This window comes from Prosthecobacter vanneervenii (assembly GCF_014203095.1).
GTDB lineage: Bacteria > Verrucomicrobiota > Verrucomicrobiia > Verrucomicrobiales > Verrucomicrobiaceae > Prosthecobacter > Prosthecobacter vanneervenii.
The window spans coordinates 130,449-150,873 of record NZ_JACHIG010000007.1; the positions used below are offsets into that span (position 1 = coordinate 130,449).

Annotated in this window: 11 protein-coding genes; 10 read left to right on the forward strand and 1 reads right to left on the reverse strand. The window is 63.0% G+C overall.

Going from position 1 to position 20,425, the window contains the following annotated elements:
- Nucleotide 1 precedes the first annotated feature (1 nt).
- On the forward strand, nucleotides 2–970 hold the full coding sequence (locus HNQ65_RS16545; protein ID WP_184340920.1) for a CNNM domain-containing protein: 969 nt from the start codon (nucleotides 2–4) through the stop codon (nucleotides 968–970).
- Here HNQ65_RS16545 and HNQ65_RS16550 read toward each other — a convergent pair.
- Nucleotides 967–1,392: a hypothetical protein gene (locus HNQ65_RS16550; protein ID WP_221306194.1), complete on the reverse strand. Its 426-nt coding sequence runs from the start codon at nucleotides 1,390–1,392 to the stop codon at nucleotides 967–969. The genes HNQ65_RS16545 and HNQ65_RS16550 overlap by 4 nt on opposite strands.
- Nucleotides 1,393–1,736: 344 nt before the next feature.
- Here HNQ65_RS16550 and HNQ65_RS16555 point away from each other — a divergent pair, with 344 nt between their 5' ends.
- From HNQ65_RS16555 to HNQ65_RS16595, 9 genes are all read left to right on the forward strand, one after another.
- A complete protein-coding gene (locus tag HNQ65_RS16555; RefSeq protein ID WP_184340924.1) occupies nucleotides 1,737–1,946 on the forward strand; it encodes a hypothetical protein in 210 nt (69 codons plus the stop codon).
- Nucleotides 1,947–2,654: 708 nt separating this feature from the next.
- Nucleotides 2,655–11,882 (forward strand): beta strand repeat-containing protein, encoded by a 9,228-nt coding sequence (locus tag HNQ65_RS16560; RefSeq protein WP_184340927.1) that lies wholly within the window; start codon nucleotides 2,655–2,657, stop codon nucleotides 11,880–11,882.
- Between the two features lie 37 nt (nucleotides 11,883–11,919).
- Nucleotides 11,920–12,129: a transposase gene (locus HNQ65_RS16565; RefSeq protein WP_184340929.1), complete on the forward strand. Its 210-nt coding sequence runs from the start codon at nucleotides 11,920–11,922 to the stop codon at nucleotides 12,127–12,129.
- 179 nt (nucleotides 12,130–12,308) lie between these two features.
- A complete protein-coding gene (locus HNQ65_RS16570; protein WP_184340931.1) occupies nucleotides 12,309–14,882 on the forward strand; it encodes a PSD1 and planctomycete cytochrome C domain-containing protein in 2,574 nt (857 codons plus the stop codon).
- Between the two features lie 26 nt (nucleotides 14,883–14,908).
- Nucleotides 14,909–16,282 (forward strand): DUF1501 domain-containing protein, encoded by a 1,374-nt coding sequence (locus HNQ65_RS16575; protein ID WP_184340933.1) that lies wholly within the window; start codon nucleotides 14,909–14,911, stop codon nucleotides 16,280–16,282.
- Between the two features lie 4 nt (nucleotides 16,283–16,286).
- A complete protein-coding gene (locus HNQ65_RS16580) occupies nucleotides 16,287–16,901 on the forward strand; it encodes a histidine phosphatase family protein (protein WP_184340935.1) in 615 nt (204 codons plus the stop codon).
- Nucleotides 16,902–16,989: 88 nt separating this feature from the next.
- Nucleotides 16,990–17,499, forward strand: coding sequence for a helix-turn-helix domain-containing protein (locus tag HNQ65_RS16585; protein WP_184340937.1), 510 nt, complete (start codon nucleotides 16,990–16,992; stop codon nucleotides 17,497–17,499).
- Nucleotides 17,500–17,721: 222 nt separating this feature from the next.
- Entirely contained in the window at nucleotides 17,722–18,666 is a 945-nt protein-coding gene (locus HNQ65_RS16590) for a family 2A encapsulin nanocompartment shell protein (protein ID WP_184340939.1), read from the forward strand.
- Nucleotides 18,647–20,425: a cysteine desulfurase gene (locus HNQ65_RS16595; RefSeq protein WP_184340941.1), complete on the forward strand. Its 1,779-nt coding sequence runs from the start codon at nucleotides 18,647–18,649 to the stop codon at nucleotides 20,423–20,425. Before HNQ65_RS16590 ends, HNQ65_RS16595 begins: the two co-directional genes overlap by 20 nt.

Sequence of the window (20,425 nt, forward strand, 5' to 3'; positions counted from 1 at the left end):
CATGCTGCTTTTTCTTCTCTTCATCACGGCTGCCGTGCTGGCCGTCTCGTGCCTGTGCTCCATGACGGAGGCCGTGCTCCTCAGCCTCAATCCCCTGGACCTGAAGCTGCAGGAAAAGAAGGGCGTGCAAAACGCCGCGCGCTGGCTGGCCATGAAAAACCAGATCGAGCGGCCCATCTCCGCCATCCTGGTGTTTAACACCCTGGCAAACACCGGCCTGGCCACGCTGGCGGGCGCGGTCTTCAGCAGCATCTACGGCGCCGACTGGCTCTGGCTTTTCTCCATCATCATGACGGCCGCCGTGCTCTTTGGCGGGGAGATGGCCCCCAAGATCCTCGGCGTGCATCATGCCGGCCGCCTCGCGCCGCGGCTCATCGGCCCGCTCAGCGTCATGCTCTGGCTCTGCCACCCGCTGGTGCTGCTGATGGAAAAATTTTGCGAAAGGCTCAAGGCGGGCTCCGGAGACCGCCGCAGCCAGAGCGACCACATCATGGACATCATCACCCTCGTGCAGTCGGCACGTGCGGAGCAGCTCCTGCACAACCATGAGGAGATCATCATGATCCACGCCGCCACGCTCGGTGCGCGGAGGGTCAAGACCGCCATGGTGCCGCATGATTCAGTGAAGATCTTTGACCAGCGCAAGACGCTGGCCCAAAACGTCGCGGATCTCGGCCCCAAGCTGCACCGCAGCTATCCCGTGAGCCCGGACGGCAGCGCCCTCAACATCAGCGGCTACATCCGCGTGCGAGAGCTCTTTGTGCAGAACCTCCAGACACCCCAGGCCCGCTGGACCGACCTCATACGCCCGGTGCTGCACATCGACAGCAAGGCCTCTCTCACCCAGCTGCTCACGCTCTTCCTGGAGCGCCACGAGATCGCCTCTCTCGTGGATGACGCGCACGGAGAGATGTGCGGCTGGATCACCATGGACGACGTCATGAAGGTGCTCATGGGCGCGCGCATTTAATCCGCGCGGCTGTTTTTGGCGCTCAGAGATTTGTTCCAGAGCTCTTCCAGCTGATGGAGGGCCGCAGGCGTAGATTCCTGCTTTGCCTGCCTTCTGCCCGCCCCTGCGCTGCGTTTTTGCATGATGATGAAGGCCGTGGTCAGGGAGATGACCAGAACAGTCAAGAACACGGATCTGACAGCGGCCCGCTTCTCCGGATGAAGCCTGGAGCGCACGCGACGGGGGGTGATGATCGGCTGGAATTCCTCCGGCGCGTCTGTCTGCGTGGTGTTGGTGCCTTTGAATTTTTGCGCCACTGCCATCCGTGGCAGCCCAATGGGTGGAAAGGAGTCTCTCATGTCGAAGACGATGTTTGGCTGGCTGGGCTGAAACCGGGCAGGGGCACCGTTCAGCAGGGTCGATGTGGTGGCTGTTCTGTTCATAAGCAGGGGGGGAGGTTTGCCGGATGAATGATTCTTGAGATTCATGCCCGCGTGGCTTTCCGCCACGGTGCGGGATCTGTTCATGGTGGACTTGCCTTCCTTGGAACGGATCGGAGCTTTCAAGCGGCGTGGACGCCTGCCCTCTTTATATCACACTCACGAAGTAGGGTATAATTTCCACCAGGTCATCTGTCCAGCACATGTTTGAAAAAAGACGGTTCGAAAAAAATGATTTAAATCCTATTGACCCAATATGAATTAAAGGCATCATGCATTACCGACTCATGACATTGGGAGGCGCGCGGCCTGCGTGCCACGCTTGTTCAACCTCTTGCTCGAATCCCATGTCCTCCTTCAAACACAAGACATCCTTCCGTCCTGCATCCAGGAATCAGCACGACCGCATCCAGCCTGACGAATTCAGCAAACGCTTTCACTGGCGCTTTGTGCCGGGCTCCAAAGCCGCGCTGGAACTTGCCTATGATCCGGATCATCAGGACGACCTTGAAATTTTGCCTGCATCCGTGGTTGGACGTGTGCGCCGCAAGGCGTGAACTAAAAGCAGGCAAATCGTGGTAGAGGCGGCCCCTCATTTTTTCAGGTGGGCTGAGGGGCCGCCGATCCACCGCCGGCACCTGCTGTGAAGCAGGTCTTTATGCAACCGGCGGCAATGATCCGGCCCGGCGTGCCCAGTGCGCGCCGGGCCGGATTTTTTTCAGGGCGCAACTCTCTGCCTGGCCAGCAAGTCTCTCCCTTCTCCCGCAGTCCAGGCATGCTGCGAGAACGAGACCTTCTGTCCCGGGTGCGTAAGGCACCATGGGATGAGCGGCTCAAATTCAACGCAAAAATATCTAAATCCTACTGGACAAAAAGGATTTAATTTATTAAATCACACTCATCCTATAGGATATGCCCGTTTCATGCGGTGCATGAATGCCTGATCCGACAAACGGAAAGTTCGTTCGACTGGAATCCGTGCAGCCCGCCGCTCTCGGCGAGACCACGCCAAAGTCATGCCCCGGCATGACGCCCAAGCGACACGCCCTTTGAAATTCCGCGCTGCTTTGCAGAGGCGGAATCTCTGATGACATGTGCGCCGGCAGACGGGGCTATCAGGCAGGTTTTTGTCAGGCGTGCGGCAGGGTTTCCAGCAGTGCCATTCCCCATGTGTGCCGCCTCCCTCCCCCCCGGCGGCCTCCTGCCCAAAACCTGCCCGCGCACACCGCACCTCCCCCAAGGCTGCGCGGGCTAAAAAAAGCCCCATGAAACTGCTGTCCCTACTCTCTCGTCTGCTAAAGCGCTCGCGCGGCTCACCTGCGCGAAGGCCGCGCCGTCATCGCATCATCACGCCCCTGACCTTTCTCTTCGCCTTGGTGCTCATGGCGCCTGCTGCGTGGTCGCAGACGAATTACTGGGATCTTAACGGAACGAACGGCGGGGCCGGTGGTCCCTCTCCTGCGGGCAGCTGGAACCTCAGCCAGTCCACCTGGAATAACAACATCGGCACAGGCACACCTTTTATCTGGGCAAACACCGGTCTGGAGAACGCCGTCTTTTCCGCCGGTGCTGACGCCACAGGCAGCTACACCATCACGCTCAATGCGGGAACCGCCATCAAGCTTTCCTCACTGCAGCTCAGCACCGGCACGCTCACTCTCGCCGCTGCCAGCGCCAGTGATCTGCTGGACTTCGGCAGTGTGAATGGAGGCATTTTCACCGCCTCGGGTGCATCGCTCACCATCAGCGCCGTCGTCAATGGCAGCGCAGGCATCACCAAGAGCGGGGCAGGGGCCCTCGTGCTCGCGGCCACCAATGGCTACAGTGGTGCCACGACGGTGAATGCCGGCACGCTGACGCTGGATTTCAGCCAGACCACCTCCCCGCTCACCAACATCATCAACTCCGCATCCAGCCTGGCGCTGGGAGGGGGAGCGCTCGTGCTGAACGGCAAATCTGCCGCCACCATCAGCCAGACCTTCAGCAGCCTGGCCGTGAATTCCGGAGCTGGTGTCATCACCTTGAATCAAAACTCCGCCACCAGCCTCACGGCGGCGCTGGGTGCCATCACCCAGAGCGTGGGAGGCACGCTGAATTTCAGCGTCGTCCCGCTGGCCAGCGGCATCGTGGCCACCAGTTCAAACACGCTGGTCAATGGCATCATCGGCCCCTGGGCCACGGTGGGTGCGGGTACCGCCACGCAATATGCCACGATCAGCGGCGGCAATATCGTGGCCTATGCCGGAGCCACGGCCGCCACGGCAAACCTGGCCAATGTGACCACGGCCACCACCAACTACACCTACTCTGCTGCAGCCACGCTGGCGGGTGCACGCACGGCCAACACCCTGCAGTACACTGGTGCCGCCACCACCACCGCGCTGGCGGCGAATACGCTGACGCTGAACGGCCTGCTGCAGACTGGCACGGGCACGCTGACCATCAGCCGCACCACAGGCGGGCTGCAGATCGGCAGCACCAATGAACTCGTCATCCTCGGCCCGGGATCTGTGACGATCAATGCGCCCATCGCCAACAACGGCTCCAATGCCTCCTCCCTCACCTACAGCGGCACGGGCACGCTCACGCTCGGCACCGTGGTCAGCACCTACACCGGCACCACCACGGTAAACAGCGGCACGCTGACCCTGTCCCTGGCCAATGTGCTCAACAGTGCCTCTGGCATCGTCGTCAACAACGGCACGCTCGGCATCGGCACCACCGCCCAGAGTGTGAACTCCGTCAGTCTCAAAAATGGCAGCATCACCGGCACCACGGGCACTCTCACCAGTGCCAGCGCCTTTGCGCTGGATGCAGGCAGCGTCTCCGCCATTCTCGCTGGCAGTGTGGGGCTGAACAAAAACACCAGCGGCACGCTGACACTCTCCGGCGCAAACGCCTACACCGGCGCTACGACGATCAATGCCGGCATCATCAATTTCCAGAACGCCGCCGCCTTCGCCACCAGCAGCGCCATCACCGTGGCCTCCGGGGGCACGGCTCAGGTGCAGGGTGGCATTGCAGGCGGCAGCCAGGCGCTCAGCCTCGCAGGCAGTGGCGCAGCCGGAGCCACCGGTGCGCTGCAAAGCGTAAGCGGCAGCAACAGCTATGCTGGCCTCATCACGCTGGCGGCATCGGCCACCATTTCATCAGACACTGCGGGCAGCACTTTCACCCTCAGCAATACCGGTACGATCACTGGCAGCGGTTTCACGCTCACGCTGGCTGGCGCTGGAAACGGAATCATGGCCGGCAGCATTGGCACTGGCACGGGCGGGCTCGTCAAAACGGGATCCGGCACCTGGACGCTGTCCGGCTCAAACACCTTCACCGGTGCCGCCACCATCAGCGGCGGCCTGGTGCTGGACTATACCACCCAGAGCGGCAGCAAGCTCAGCGCCACCGCCAGCCTGACCCTAGCCGGTGCCCAGCTGACCCTGCTGCCAAACGCATCCGCTGACACCACGGAGACCGTGCTCAGCACATCGCTCAATGCCGGCAGCAGCACCATCGCCCTCAGCAACAACAGCGCGGGAAACAACGCCACGCTCAACCTCAACGCCATCACCCGCAGCAGCGGCTCAACGCTGAACTTTGCCTACACAGCCAACGGCAGTGGCACTGTCGGTGCCACCACAGACACCACCAACACCAGCGGCATTCTTGGCGGCTGGGCCACCGTGAACGGTCGCGACTGGGCGGTCAACTCCATCAACGGGGCGGACGGCCTCATCACAGCCCTCGCCACCTACACCTCGGACACCTTTGCCACAGCGAACAACACCGACATCACCATCACCGGAGCCAATCCCGCCAGCGGCACGGCGCTGACCACCAACTCCCTCCGCTTCAATCAGATCGGGGCCAAGACTCTTGCGCTCGGCACGGCCGCCAAGACGATCAACTCCGGGGGCATCCTGATCACCTCCGGCGTGGGAGCCTACGGCACCACCATCAGTGGCAGCAATCTGCGCGCCGCTTCGGGTGCGGATCTCATCATTCAGCAGTTTAACCCATCAGGCACTCTCACCATCAGCGCCGTGATTCAAAACGCAGGCGCAGGCGGACTCGTGAAAGCGGGCACCGGCGTGCTGGTACTGAGCGGCACCAACACCTTCACGGGGGGCGTGCTGATCAACCAGGGCTTCCTCAGCGTCGGCAGCGTGGCCGCAGGCGGCACTGCCAGCACACTCGGTGCGGGCACCAGCATCGGCCTTGGGGACGGCTCCAATCTCGGCACCCTCATCTACACCGGAGCCACCGCCACCCTGAACCGCAGCATCACCCTCGGTGCTGGGGGCGGCGCGCTCAATGTATCTACCGCAGGCAATGTGCTGACCCTTTCCGGCGTGCTCGGCGGCAGCGGCGCCTTCACCAAGCTCGGCGATGGCAACCTCACGCTCTCGGGCTCCAATGCGCTCACCGGCGGCACTTCCATAGCCGGTGGTACGCTCACACTCGACTACACCACCAGCAACACCGACAAGATCTACGCCGGCGGCACGCTGACCCTCGGCGGTGGCTCACTGGCTTTCACCGCCAATAGCTCCGCGGACAGCACCCAGACGGTGCAGGGCACTTTCATCAGCACCGGAGCCAACAGCATCACCGTCACCAAAAACTCAGCGTCCAACAATGCCACGCTCAATCTCGGCAGCCTCACCCGAAGTGGCAGTGGCACGGTGAATTTTGCCACGGCAGGCACCGGCACCGGCACGGCCGCCATCGTCACCAGCACAACGAACACAACCGGCATCATCGGCGGCTGGGCCACCATCAATGGCACTGACTGGGCGGTAAACTCCACCAATGCTGCGGGAGGCTCCATCGTGGCGCTGGCCACATACTACACCACCACCACCGGCGGCAACACCGCAGCCAACTACGCCAGCCAGAATGTCGATCTCACCTCCTCGCCCATCATGGGGGCCGTCATCTCCGCGAACACACTTCGCTTCAACACTGCTGCTGCCAATACCGTGACTCTCACCGGCACCACCAACACCATCGCGGGCAGCGGCATTCTGGTCACGGCCAATGTGGGGGCCAACGTCTCCACCATCACCGGCGGCACTCTGCGTGGACCGGCCAGCGGCGATCTGATCATCAACCAGTTCAACACATCCGCCGTTCTCACCATTGGCTCCATCATTGGCAACAACACCAGCACCCGCGTGGTCAAGACCGGTCCCGGAGAGCTGGATCTCACTGCCGCCAACACCTTCACCGGCGGCCTCGTCGTCAATCAGGGCATTGTTTACATCGCCAGCACCGGTTCTCTGACAAGCAGCGCCAGCAACACCATCGTCATCAACAACGGCGGCACGCTGAAAGTGGATCGCGAAAATTTTCTCGGCAACTACAACGTCGCCATCGGCTCGCCGGTCATCATCAATGCCGGCGGCACGCTGACCAACAACGGCGCGGAGTACAACACCCTCGGCTCCCTCACGCTCAGCGGCGGCACGCTGACCTCCATCGGCGGACGAAACACCAACTTTCAGTCCTGGGGGCTGGTGGGTACCGTGAACGCAACGGGAGACCTGACTTCCACGATCACTGGCAGCGGCACCAACACAGGCATCCAGATCGGGCAGGCCGCCATCACCTCGGTCACCTTCAATGTGGCCGATGGTGCGTCTGACACGGATCTGCTTATCAGCACGCCGCTGAAAAACGGCCGTGACAGCACTAATACTGGCTTCATTGCAGGATCCATCGTCAAAAGTGGGACCGGGACCCTGGTTTCCTCCGCCAACAACACCTTCACCGGAGACGTGACCGTCAACGCGGGGACCCTGCGCCTCAGCGGCACCAACACGCTTGCTGGAAACATCACTGTCAACGGTGGCACGCTCAACTTTGCCAATGCCACCACGGGTTTCATCAATGGCGTGACGATCAACGGCGGCACGCTCCTGGTCACCGCCGCCGCCATTCAAAACGTGGCCACCAACACCGTCACGGTCAACAACGGCGGCAGCTATGTGTTTGGCGTCAGCAATGTCTATGGTGGCTACTCCACCACACCTCTGGCTCCCATTGTCATCAATGCAGGGGGCGTCGTCACCAATAACGGCGCGTTTTACAGCGCGCTGGGGCCCGTCACGCTCAATGGCGGCACTCTCACCAGCACCGGCGGCTTCAATGCCTCCTACCAGGCCTGGGGGCTGAAGGATCTCGTCACCGTCAACGGTGGAGCCACCACCTCAGTCATCTCCTCATCAGGAGCAAACTCCGGCGCGGCTCTCGGCGCAGCCTCCGTCACCGGCACCACCTTCAATGTCGCAGACGGTTCGGCCGCTGTAGATCTCCTCATCTCAGCCGTGCTGACGGACGGCCTCAACACCGCCGCCACCGCCACGCAGCCCAGCTCCTTCACCAAGACGGGCGCGGGCCTGGTCCAGCTCACGGCGGCAAACACCTACAGCGGGGGCACTTACATCACCGCCGGCACGCTGGCGCTCTCCTCCGCCGGCACCATCTCCTCCAGCTCGGTCATTCAGGTGAGCCCTGGCGCCTTGCTGGATGTGTCTGCCAAATCTGGCGGCCTGGTGCTCGGTGCGTCGCAGACGTTGAGCGGCGGGCGGACATCAGGCTTTGCCACGGACGTGCTCGGTTCCGTGGTCAGCGGCGGCACGCTCAGCGCGGGTGGAGATGGCACGGCGGCCACGCTCACGATCACCGGCGGCCTGACCCTGCAAGGCGGCGGCACCATCCGCTTTGACTTTGGCAGCAGCAACACCGTTGGCGGCGGCGTCAATGACCTCATCTCTGTCAGTGGCGCGCTGAATGCCAGCGGTGTCACCACGATCATCGCCCCTTCGTCAGTGCCGGTCAGCGGCGTCACGTACACGCTCATCTCGGCAGGCTCCTTTGGCACGCTCTCCTCTTCCAACTTTCTCTTTGGCAGCTCCGGCACACGCCAGACCTACAGCTTTGACACCACCACCACACCCGGCTCCGTGCTCCTCACCGCCACGGGCTCCGCCGCCAACCTGACATGGACCGGCGCTGTCAATGGCACCTGGGATGTGAGCACCACCACCAACTGGAGCGGAGCCGCCGACCAGACCTTTTTCAACCTCGACAACGTCACCTTTGACGACTCCTCCTCCGTGGGGACCATCACGCTGGCGAGCGCTGTCCAGCCGCTCTCCATCACGGTCAACAACTCTCTTGCAGGCACTGCATACAGCATCACCGGAGCCCTGGGCATTTCCGGCACCACAGGCATTCTGAAGAAGGGCACCGGATCCCTCACGCTCAGCGCTCCGAATTCCTTCACGGGCGCGGTGGAGATCCAGCAAGGCACCGTGAACGTGGACTCCGTCTCAAACGCTGGCAGCTCCAGCTCCCTGGGCGCTGGCAGCAGTGTCATCCTTGGCGCAGCCTCCACCAGCGGCACGCTTCGCTTTACCCCTGCCAGCACCGGCAGCACCAACAAAGGCGTGACACTCCAGGCCGGTGGCGGCACCGTGGAGGTCACAGATGCCGCAGGCGTGCTCACACTGTCCGGACTCATCAGCGGCAGCGGCCCATTGAACAAGACCGGCAGCGGCACCCTGGTGCTGGCAAACGGTGCCAGCAGCTTCAGCGGTGTGCTCACCGTGAGCTCGGGCACCCTGCGCGCAGGCACGGCCAGTGTGCTGGGCAGCGCGGCGGGTGGCACAGTCATCCAAAGCGGGGCCACGCTGGATGTGAACGGCTACAACCTCGGCACCGAGGCGGTCTCCATCGCAGGCACGGGTGTCGGTGGCAGTGGGGGCATCATCAACAGCAGCGCCACGGCACAAAACAGCGCCCTGCGTTTTGTCACACTTACTGGAGACTCCACCATCGGCGGCACTGGCAACTGGGGGCTCACAGGCACCGGCACAGCAGGCACCTCCAGCCTTGATCTCGCAGGCTACACTCTGACAAAGACCGGCACCAATACCATCACACTGACCAGCACGCTGGTAACGAATGGGAACATCGTCATCAATCAGGGCACGCTGGGCATCGCCCTGGCCGCCAACATCTCCGGCACTGGGACCATCACGGTCAATACCGGGGGCACTTTTGGCACCGCGCAAAATGGCCTCCCCAATGTGCTCACACGGCCCATCACGCTCGCGGGCGGCACGCTGGCCAATCTGCAAAACTCCACCGTCGCCTCCCCCATCACCCTTCAGGCGGGCACGTCCAGCTCCATCACCAATGCCATCAACTCCTCCAGCTATACAGTTTCCAGCACCATTGGCGGGGCGGGAGATCTGGCTGTGAGCATCACTGGCACCAGCGCTACCTCGACCTTTAGCGGCGCGATCTCCAGCACCGGAAACGTGGCTGTCACCAATTCCGGCACCACGGCCACCACCACCTTCACCGGCGGCATCTCGGGCGCGGCCAGCCTCAGCATCACCAATTCCGGCACCGGCACCACCACGTTCAATTTCCTCTCCGGCAACTCCATCGCCGGTGCGCTGACTCTGAATGGTGCCATCATCAATCTCTCCGGCACCGGCACGGCGGGCACGCTCACCGCAGGCGGTGGGCTCACACTGGGCGGCAGTGGTGGCATCCTGCGTTTTGATCTCTCCTCAAACACTGCCTCCGGCAATGATCAGATCGCCATCAATGGCGCGCTTTCCCTCGGCGGCACCACCACGATCAATGTGAATGCGATCAGCTCATCGCTCGCCGTCGCACCCGGCAGCTACGCTTTGATCACCGGCGGCACCTCGCTGGCTGCGGGCGGCGTCTCCAACCTCGTGCTGGCAGGCATCCCGGCCAATGTGCGCCAGAGCTTTGCGCTGGACACCACGACCACGCCGGGAAGCGTGCTGCTGAACGTCACAGGCAGCATCGGCAATATCGTCTGGTCCGGCCCCGGCAGCTGGGACACCAACACCAGCCAGGTCTGGAACGGTGGCACGGACAGGTTCTACACTTGGGATGCGGTGACCTTTGACGACACGGCCTCCAGCGGTGCTGTCTCGCTCACCACCACCGTCACCCCCAGCAGGATCATCTTTAACAACAGCAGCCTCAACTACACCATCAGCGGCTCGGGCGGCGTGATCTCCGGCCTTGGTTCGCTGCTGAAGCAAGGCAGCGGCACGGTGACTCTCGCCACCTCAAACACCTTCAGCGGTGGCAGCACCATCAGCGCAGGCACCGCGCAGGTGCAGGCCGCCGCCGCCCTGGGCACTGGAGCGGTGACTCTGGGAGATGCCAATACCGGCAGCAGCAATGTGTCTCTCTACATCGACACCAACCGCACCAACTTCACCACCGCCATCATCGTTTCCAACAACGGCACCGGCACAGTCACCCTCGGCAGCCGCAGCACCGTCACGGGTACTGGCGCGGGAAATGGCTTCACAAACGTTACGCTCCAGCGTGATGTGGTGCTGGACTCCAATGCTGCGGACCGGACTGACTACCAGGGAATCTCTGGTAATGGCAACATCACTGTGCAGGGCACCGGCCGCACCATCTTCATCGCTGCCAGCACCTTCACCGGAAACATCACCGTGGCCACCACGGGCTCTGGCTACCTGCAGAACGGCGTCAACACGGCTGGCAGCCAGAACTTCATACCAGACACCACCAGCATCACGGTGAACTCCGGGGCTCGTTTTGCTCTCTCAGTCGGTGCGGAGTCCATTGATGCCCTCAATGGCGCTGGACTCGTGAATGTCGCCAGCATCAATTCCACGCTGACCGTCGGAGCCAGTGGCGGTAGCGGCAGCTTCAGCGGAACCCTGGCCAACAACATCAACACCCTGGCGTTCGTCAAAGCGGGTGCGGGCACTCAGGTGCTCTCCGGGGCCAATACCTACAGCGCGGGCACCACCGTTTATGCAGGCACGCTGGTCGTCAATAACACCACGGGTTCCGGCACCGGCACGGGGGCTGTCACCGTGGCATCTGGCGCCACGCTCGGTGGCAGTGGCATCATTACTCCGGCCTCCGGCAGCTCCGTCACCATCAATGGCACGCTCGGCGCGGGCAGTGCAGGGGATGTGTCCGGACAGCTTCTCACGCTCACCCTCAGCGGCGCGGGCACGCTTTCGCTGAATGGTGCGGTGGTGGCGGATCTTTATACCGGTGCAGGCTCTGGCACGCTGAATTCCTCCACAGCCGCCGACCTTCTTAGCGTAGGGGCTGCTTCGTGGTCCAATGTGGTGTTTGGCGCGTCCTCCGTTCTGACCGTCAGCACCTCGCTTGCCCCCTCCGCCTTTGCAGCCGGAGATTCATGGAAGCTCTTTGACTGGTCCGGCATTACCTCCGGCACCGCTCCGGTGGAGGGCATCAACGGCTTCAGTGCCGAAAATCTTCCCGCCTTGGGCGCCGGCCTCGGCTGGGACCTTTCCCAGCTTTTTACCAGCGGCCAGATCACCGTCACCACCGTGCCTGAGCCAGCACGCGCCGTGCTGCTGCTGCTCGGCGCGCTGGCCTTCTCCGCGCGCCGCCGCCGCACTCTTTATTGCCACCCTGCATAGGAAGCATCCTCTGAAACACCCAAATCAAAACATCATCATGCCTCCTCCTCCACGCTACTCTCCCGCAGAAAAAGCCACCCTCATTGCCGCAGCCCGCGCCCAGATCCGCCAGGGCATCAGCCGCAAGGAAGTGGCCCACCGCCTCGGTGTCAATCTGGCCTCCCTCAGCGGCTGGCTGCGTGAGTCCACGCTGAACATGCTCTATCCGCCCGCGCCGCCCACCATGCCGCGCAACCGCTCGGCCTGATCCCGCAGCCCTGTCTCGCTTATTCCTCCCATGCCGCGCCTGGTCGCGTGGTCGTCTAGAATCAAACTCCAGCTCCCACATCAGCATGGTCACCGTCATTCTTTCCCTGGTGCTCATCCTTGAGCTTTTTGAGTTCCTCAAAGCCGCGTCCTCACGCTGACCCAAAACCCTACTTGATCATGAAACCGCTCTCTTTCCTGGCGGTCTTCGTGGCTTCCAGCGGGTCTCTGCTGCATGCAGCCGATCCCATTGCCGCCAAGATTGAATTCTTTGAAAAGAAAATCCGCCCTCTCCTTGCAGACCATTGCTACACCTGCCACTCGGCAGACACCAAACCCGATGGCGGCCTGCGTGTCGATGACCTCAAAGGCCTGCTCAATGGCGGCAAGTCCGGCCCAGCCGTCGTGGCGGGAGATCCCGCCAAAAGCCTGCTGCTGCAGCGCGTAAGCCATGCCGATCCCAAAAAGCAGATGCCCAAGGACAGCGACGCGCTCACCGCTGCGCAAGTCGCCGACCTGACCACCTGGATCAAAGACGGCGCTGAATGGCCGCGCGAGCGCATACCGCCTTCGCTGGGCCGCAGCATCCCAGAGTTTGAAAAGCTCAAGCGCACGCACTGGGCCTGGCAGCCGCTCACTCAGCCAAAGGTGCCTGAAATACAACAAGCGGCCTGGGCCGAGGATGAGGTGGACCGCTTCATTCTGGCACGCCTTGAGGACAAGAAGCTTTCTCCCGTGCCGGATGCAGACCGCATCACCCTCATCCGCCGCATCACCTTTGATCTCACGGGTCTCCCTCCCAGCCCCTCTGAAACGCAAAACTTTCTGAGCGACCAGTCCGCCCATGCGTTTGCCAAAGTGGTGGACCGCCTGCTGGAATCACCTGCCTTTGGCGAGCACTGGGGGCGGCACTGGCTGGACGTGGCCAGATACGGCGAATCCACCGGCCCCTCGCGCAACATTCCCTACCCGCACGCCTGGAAGTATCGTGACTACGTCATCGATGCCCTCAACAGTGACGTGCCGTTTGACCGCTTCATCCAGGAGCAGGTCGCCGGAGATCTGCTGCCCGCAGGCAGTGATGCCGAGCGCGATCGTCTGCACACGGCCACCGGTTTCCTGGCGCTCGGAGTCAAAGACGTGAACCAGCGCTTCAAAGAACGCTTCATCATGGACAATGTGGACGAGCAGATCGATGCGGTGACGCGCTCCCTCCTTGCCCTCACGGTCAACTGCGCCCGCTGCCACGACCATAAATTTGATCCCGTCTCTACCAGTGAATATTATGCCCTGGCAGGCATCTTCACCAGCACGGAAAGCTCCGCCGGTGTGCGCAACAAAATGGGAGGAGGCGGCCTGGACTACTACGATCCCGCCACGCTCATCCGGCTTTCCACCAAACTGCCGCCGCCACCGGAGGAAAAGGTCAAGGACCTGGAGGTCCGTCTGGCCGAGGCCAAAAAAGCCTGGGAGGAGATTCGCGGTACACCTGAAGGACTCAAGCTGGCCGCCGATGGCAAGCCCACGCAGCGGCCCTTCCGCCTGCGCTATGAGGCCCTGCAGGGCGAGTGGCTCTCCCTCACAGACCCGGCGGCTCGTGGCGCGGTCGTGCATGGGGTGCATGATGCCAGCCATGTGGCGGACACCGAGGTGCGCATCCGTGGAGAGGCCGAGCGCCTTGGCCCCACGGTGGAGCGCGGCTTTCTCAGCACAGTGCAGGTGCCAGGCGCTCCTCCGATCAATCGCAGCCAGAGCGGCCGCCTTGAACTGGCGCAGTGGCTCAGCAGCCCGCAGAATCCGCTCACAGCACGCGTCGCAGTCAATCGCATCTGGCAGCATTTGTTTGGCGAGGGGATCGTCAGCACCGTGGACAATTTCGGCGTGAATGGTGCACGCCCTTCCCATCCGGAGCTGCTGGATCATCTGGCCCAGCGTTTCATCGCTGGAGGCTGGTCGGTCAAGAAGCTGGCGCGCAGCATCGCTCTCTCCCATGCCTACCGTCTCGGCACCCAGGCGCCGGCCACGCATCTGGAGCAGGATCCTGCCAACCGGCTCGTCTGGCGGCATTCGCCGCGCCACCTCAGCGCGGAGGAGCTGCGGGACGCCATGCTTCTTTCCGCTGGGCAGCTCTCCGTGCGTCCGGCCACCTCGCCGGCCAGCACTCTGCGCATGGTGGAGATGCGGGACAACGGGCCGGAGGCCGCAGGCATCCACACTGCGGCGGACCAGGACCGCCACCGCAGCATCTACCTGCCGCTGCTGCGCGGCGTCACGCCGCATGCCCTGGAGGTTTTTGATCCCGTGGACCAGACCCTTGTCACAGGAAGGCGTGCCACCACCACGGTGCCCACGCAGGCGCTTTATCTTCTAAATTCGGGCTTTGTCCGCCAGCAGTCTCTTTCCATGGCCAGGCATCTGCTCAGCCTGCAGCCGGATCAGCGCATCTCCCAGGCCTGGTGGCTCACGCTGGGGCGGGAACCCACGCCCAAGGAGTATGCCCGCAGCGCCAGATTCATCGCGGACTACGCCTCCACCTATGTGCCTGAGGCTGCGCCAGCCGCTCTCGTAGCATCCACAGCCTCCGCTTCCAAAGCCGAACGCCCAGCCAGCGCCACCGGGAATGCGGACGACATCGACCGCACGGATGCGCTGGCTCCTGATCGAACCGTGCAGCCTGGCGATGCCCGCACGGCTGCCTGGCTGGCCTTTGCGCAGGCTCTCTATGCCTCCGCAGAGTTCCGCTTCATTCGCTGACACATTTATCTTTCACTCCTGCTCTCATGTCCTCATTTCATCCTGCATCTCTTTCGCGCCGCGCCGCGCTGCAGACCACCGCCGCTGGTTTTGGCTACATGGCTCTTCAGGGCCTGCTGGCCGCCGAAGCCGCTCGCAACGCTGCACCACCGCTCAAGCCGCTCTCTCCCCGTCCGCCCCATTTTGCCGCCAAGGCCAAGCGGATCATTTTTGTCTTCATGGAAGGCTCCATGTCCCAGCATGACACCTTTGAGTACAAACCCGAGCTGGTGAAAAACGATGGCAAAACCGCACCCGGAGGCGGCCGGCTCACCGCCTCCAAGTTCAAATTCAGCCAGCATGGCCGCACCGGTTCATGGTTCTCGGAGCTTCTCCCGGGCATCGCCAGCCATGCCGACAAGCTCACCTGGCTGCGCGGCCTGCATACAGACACCCCCGCCCATCCGCAGGCGGTGGTGCAGCTCCACACCGGCAGTGCCAATGCGGCCCTGACACGCCCCAGCATGGGGGCCTGGCTGCTCTACGGGCTGGGCTCACCCAACCAGGATCTGCCAGGATATATCACCGTCAATCCTCCGCCAAACTTTGGCGGCGCCGTCAACTACGGCAGCGCCTTTCTTCCCGCCCACTACCAGGGCACACGCATCACGGACCAGGGCCACCTGCCCAATCTCAAGCGCAGCTCCGCCGCAGATCTGCAGCGCCGCCAGCTCGACCTCGTGCAGTCATTCAACCGCGACTTCGCCGCCCAGCCTGGAGCCCCTGATCCTGTCAACGCCATCATCGACAGCTACGAGCTGGCCTTCCGCATGCAGGACAAAGTCTCCGAACTGCTCGACATCTCCAAGGAGCCCGCCGCCACCCAGGAGGCCTACGGCGTCAATGCTTCCGGGCCCAAGGCCGCCTTTGCCCGCCAGTGCCTCATGGCGCGGCGGCTCAGCGAGGCCGGCGTGCGCTTTGTGGAAATCTGCCAGGGCGGGTGGGACCATCACAACAATCTGCACAAGGGCCTCATCGACCGTACGCAGTCCATCGACCAGCCGGTGGCAGCGCTGCTGACCGACCTCGAACAGCGCGGCCTGCTTGAGGAGACGCTGGTTCTCTTTGGCTCGGAATTTGGCCGCCTGCCCACGCAGCAAGGGCCCGATGGCCGGGATCACAACATTACCGGCTACTCCATGTTCCTGACCGGGGCAGGGGTGAAGAAAGGCTACACTCATGGTGCCACCGATGAGCTGGGCATCAAAGCCGTCGAGGGGCGCATGCACACCAATGATCTGCATGCCACGCTTCTCGCGTTGATGGGCCTGGACCACGAACGGCTCACCTACCGCTACGCGGGGCGGGATTTCCGGCTCACAGACGTCGCCGGGGAGGTGGCTCGCGACATCTTTGCCTGAGGCCATGCACAAACTACTGCTTCATCTTCTGGCCTGCCTTAGCCTGGCCTCTGCCCAGGCACCGGACACGCTTACAGCGCTGGTAGCGCAGCTGCGTGCCGGCGGCCATGTCATCTTCATCCGTCATCCGCAGACGAATCCCGACCAGGCGGACACAGACCCGCTGCATCTCGACAACGTTTTCGCGCAGCGTCACCTCACCCATGAAGGCCGGCAGCAGGCGCGTGATCTGGGGGCGGCGTTTCAAAGGCTCGGCATTCCCGTGGGGCGTGTGCTGTGCAGCCGCTTCTATCGCGCCCAGGAGGCCGCCATCCTTCTCGGGCTCGGCAAACCGGAGTCTCTGCTGGATGTCACGGAGGGAGGTCTGGTCGTCTCGCCCAATGAAAACAAACGCCGCGCCGGGGCGCTGCGCCAGCTTCTGGGCACTGCGCCCACCGATGGCAAAAATCTCATCATTGTCAGCCATCGTCCCAGCTTGGTGGATGCGGCAGGTGCTGAATTTGCCGATTTGCGTGAAGGCGAGGCTGTGGTTTTCCAGCCCGCAGCCGGAGGAGGCTTTCAGTGCATCGGCCGTGTTTTTCCGCCGGCAAAATGGGCAGCCGCCGTCGCACCGCGCTGAGCCTCCAGGGGCGGGATCTTGGCCGGTGTCTTTAAATCCTTCTTGACGTGTAGGAATAAAAGCGGCATTAAATTCCTATTGATTGGATATGAAAACAAATCTCACCGCCATGAAAAAGCTCATCCTCCGATCCACACAGTCGCTGCTGCAGACGCTGGCTTTCACCGGCCTCTCGGCGGAGCAGTCCCTGCTGGCCACCATCGTGAGCCAGAATCCCACCACCGACAGGCGCGTCCGCCAGCGTGCGCAGTCACTGCTGCTGCTCGATGGCGGGGCCACCAGCGCCGAAGTCTCCAGCCGCACCTCCATGAGCAGGCGCAGCCTGGGAGATCTGATCCAGCGCTTTCGCACAGGCGGTCTGTGCGCCGCCATTCTCGGGGCGCATGCCTCGCCGCAGCGTCGTGCCTGGCTCACGCTCAGCCCCTCCAGTGCGCCCCGCGTGCAGCTGCAGCGCCAGCCTTCCGCCCGTCGTGCGATCCCGAGCACCGAGGCTGCGGCTCCTTCCGCAGCAGAGAAAACCACCACGGCTTCACGGATTGAATCCGCACGCTGTTGTTGTCATTCCGACCACTCCCAGGCGCCGGCTGGCACCGTTTGACCCTTCCCTCCGAAATTCCTACTAAAAAGCATCCCGTTTGACACAGACCGCCCCCACGAGATAAAAGGAACCTGGCGACATCGAAAGCTCCCTGATGAAACATCAGCGGCGTGCGGATCGCCCAAGCCGACCAGAAGACTGGAGGTGAAAAGAAGTCCTTCTCGTTGAGAGCCGAGCCCATGAGGCAGGCCTGCAACTCTTTTCCACATCTCCCATTCTTCCATGAGCAACACATCCGTACAATCATTCCCGGCCCTGAACGCCAAAGCCGCGCGCAATCTGGCCACCGCCACCGTCACCCCGCCGCAGTGGGACGAGATCTCCCCACGCTGGCTGCTCAAGCTGCTGCCCTATGTCGATGTCGATGGCGGTGTGTACCGCGTGAACCGCGTCGTCTCCAAAGTGCCCGGCCCCACGGTCGAGCTCCTCACGGTGGATGAGGGTGAGCCCAGGCTCCCGACCACCTTTGTCGATTATGAGGAAGAGCCGCGCGAGTACCACCTCAGCACCATTCAGACCGTTCTGCACACGCACACGCGCATCACGGACCTCTACAGCAACCGCATCGACCAGCTCCGCGAGCAGGTACGTCTCACCGTCGAGGCGCTGAAGGAGAAAGAGGAGCGCGAGGTGCTCAATCATCCCAAATTCGGCATCCTCAATGTCGTGGCTCCGCAGCAGCGCATCCAGACGCGCAAAGGCCCGCCCACTCCGGATGACCTCGACGAGCTGCTCAGCCTCGTGTGGAAAAAGCCCGCCTTCTTCCTCGCGCATCCCAAGGCCATCGCCGCCTTTGGCCGCGAGGCCACGCGCCGTGGCGTGCCGCCGCCCACCGTCTCCCTGTTTGGCTCTCCCTTCATCACCTGGCGTGGCATCCCCCTCATCCCCAGCGACAAGCTGCCGCTGAGCGCCGAGGGCACCACCAGCATCCTGCTACTCCGCGTGGGTGAAAATCAGCGCGGTGTGGTGGGCCTGCAAAAAGCCGGCGTCACCGGCGAAATCGAGCCCGGCCTCTCCGTGCGCTACATGGGCACCAATGAGAACTCCATCGCCTCCCATCTCGTCACACGTTACTTCTCCGTGGCTGCACTGGATGAGGACGCCATCGGCCTGCTTGGAAATGTCTCGGTGACCAACTACCACGAGTATGTCTATCCTAAGGCCTGATCTTCCATCCCCCTTTGCCGCATTCGGCTCAGGCACGGAGGACACCGCCCTGATTCGCAGCCTCGTGGGCGAGCTCTTTAATGGCAGAGCCACCTCTGCTCCTGAACTGCCCGGCGCACTGCCTGTCACTCTGTCTGGCGTTCCCACCCAGCTCCCCGTGGCACCCCCTGCGGCCGCAGAGCCAACCGTGCCTGCAGCGGACACGCGGGACATCGGGCTCAATGGCGGCTTCCCCACCACCACCAGCTCAGCACCGCCCGTGCACCCCACCGTCGTGGGTGCTGAGCCTGCTGCAGACTCCAAGCCCGCGACCCCCACCGGCACGCACGAGGCCGGTGCCGATGGCTCCTATGAGTATGGCGAGCCACGCTTCTATCTGGAGAGCCTCGGCTCCCATCCGCCGGATGTTCCAGTGGAGACCGATCTGGCCAGCCTGCACCGCACGCCCTCTTTTCCGCAGCAGGCGCAGGTGGTCTCCGAGCCCGACTTCTATTTCCTGGAGCGTCTCAAAGGTGCCTCGCTGCCCGCCCCGGCGGCTTCACTGAGCAGCTTCGATGTCGAGGGTGTGCGGCGGGATTTCCCCGCGCTGCATCAGCGTGTGAACGGCCACCCGCTCATCTATCTGGACAATGCGGCCACCACGCACAAGCCCCAGGCCGTGCTGGATGCCACCGCCCAGTTCTACGGTCGGGACAACTCCAACATCCACCGCGCCGCGCACGTGCTGGCGGAGCGCTCCACCAAGCTCTTCGAGGCCGGACGCGAAAAGGTGCGCCAGTTTCTCGGCGCGGGAGATGCCAAGGAGATCGTCTTCCTGCGCGGTACCACCGAGGCCATCAACCTCGTGGCCAACAGCTACGGCCGCAGGCACGTCGGGCCTGGAGATGAGATTCTGCTCACCCAGCTGGAGCACCACGCCAACATCGTCCCGTGGCAGCTTCTGGCTCAGCAAACAGGGGCCGTCATCCGCGTGGCTCCCATCAATGACCGTGGTGAGCTCATTCTGGAGGAGTTTGCCAGGCTGATAAGCGAGCGCACCAAGATCGCCAGCGTCACGCATGTCTCCAATGCCCTCGGCACCGTCAATCCCGTGGAGCAGATCATCCCGATGGCGCACGCCGTCGGCGCGGTGGTCCTGGTGGATGGCGCGCAATCTACGCCGCACATCCCCATCAATGTGAGCGCACTCGATGCCGATTTCTTCGTCTTCAGTGCGCACAAGATTTTCGGCCCCACCGGCATCGGCGCACTCTATGGCAAAAAGCACCTGCTCGATGCCATGCCCCCGTGGCAGGGCGGCGGCCACATGATCCAGGACGTGACGTTTGAAAAAACGATCTATCGTCCCGCGCCCGAAAAATTCGAGGCCGGCACACCGGACATCGCTGGTGTCGTGGGTCTGGGGGCTGCGATCGATTACCTCTTCCGCGTCGGCATTCCCGCCATTGCCGCGTATGAGCACTCGCTGCTGGAGTATGCCACACAGGCGCTCGCCACCGTGCCCGGACTGCGGCCCATCGGCACAGCGGCAAACAAGGCCAGCGTGCTCTCCTTCATCATCCCCGGGGTTTCCAATGACGCCATCGCGCGTCATCTCGACAAGCAGGGCATCGCCGTGCGTGCCGGTCACCACTGCGCTCTGCCCGCACAGCGCCACTTTGGCCAGGACACCACCGTGCGCCCGTCCCTGGCCTTTTACAACACCTTCGCGGAGGTGGATTCCCTCGTCTCCGCGCTGCACCAACTCCCCAAACGCTGA

Bases quoted from the DNA above. Each gene is read 5' to 3' on its own strand.
- HNQ65_RS16545 (WP_184340920.1), top strand. From the start codon at position 2: ATGCTGCTTTTTCTTCTCTTCATCACGGCTGCCGTGCTGGCCGTCTCG.
- HNQ65_RS16550 (WP_221306194.1), bottom strand. From the start codon at position 1,392: ATGAACAGAACAGCCACCACATCGACCCTGCTGAACGGTGCCCCTGCC.
- HNQ65_RS16555 (WP_184340924.1), top strand. From the start codon at position 1,737: ATGTCCTCCTTCAAACACAAGACATCCTTCCGTCCTGCATCCAGGAAT.
- HNQ65_RS16560 (WP_184340927.1), top strand. From the start codon at position 2,655: ATGAAACTGCTGTCCCTACTCTCTCGTCTGCTAAAGCGCTCGCGCGGC.
- HNQ65_RS16565 (WP_184340929.1), top strand. From the start codon at position 11,920: ATGCCTCCTCCTCCACGCTACTCTCCCGCAGAAAAAGCCACCCTCATT.
- HNQ65_RS16570 (WP_184340931.1), top strand. From the start codon at position 12,309: ATGAAACCGCTCTCTTTCCTGGCGGTCTTCGTGGCTTCCAGCGGGTCT.
- HNQ65_RS16575 (WP_184340933.1), top strand. From the start codon at position 14,909: ATGTCCTCATTTCATCCTGCATCTCTTTCGCGCCGCGCCGCGCTGCAG.
- HNQ65_RS16580 (WP_184340935.1), top strand. From the start codon at position 16,287: ATGCACAAACTACTGCTTCATCTTCTGGCCTGCCTTAGCCTGGCCTCT.
- HNQ65_RS16585 (WP_184340937.1), top strand. From the start codon at position 16,990: ATGAAAACAAATCTCACCGCCATGAAAAAGCTCATCCTCCGATCCACA.
- HNQ65_RS16590 (WP_184340939.1), top strand. From the start codon at position 17,722: ATGAGCAACACATCCGTACAATCATTCCCGGCCCTGAACGCCAAAGCC.
- HNQ65_RS16595 (WP_184340941.1), top strand. From the start codon at position 18,647: ATGTCTATCCTAAGGCCTGATCTTCCATCCCCCTTTGCCGCATTCGGC.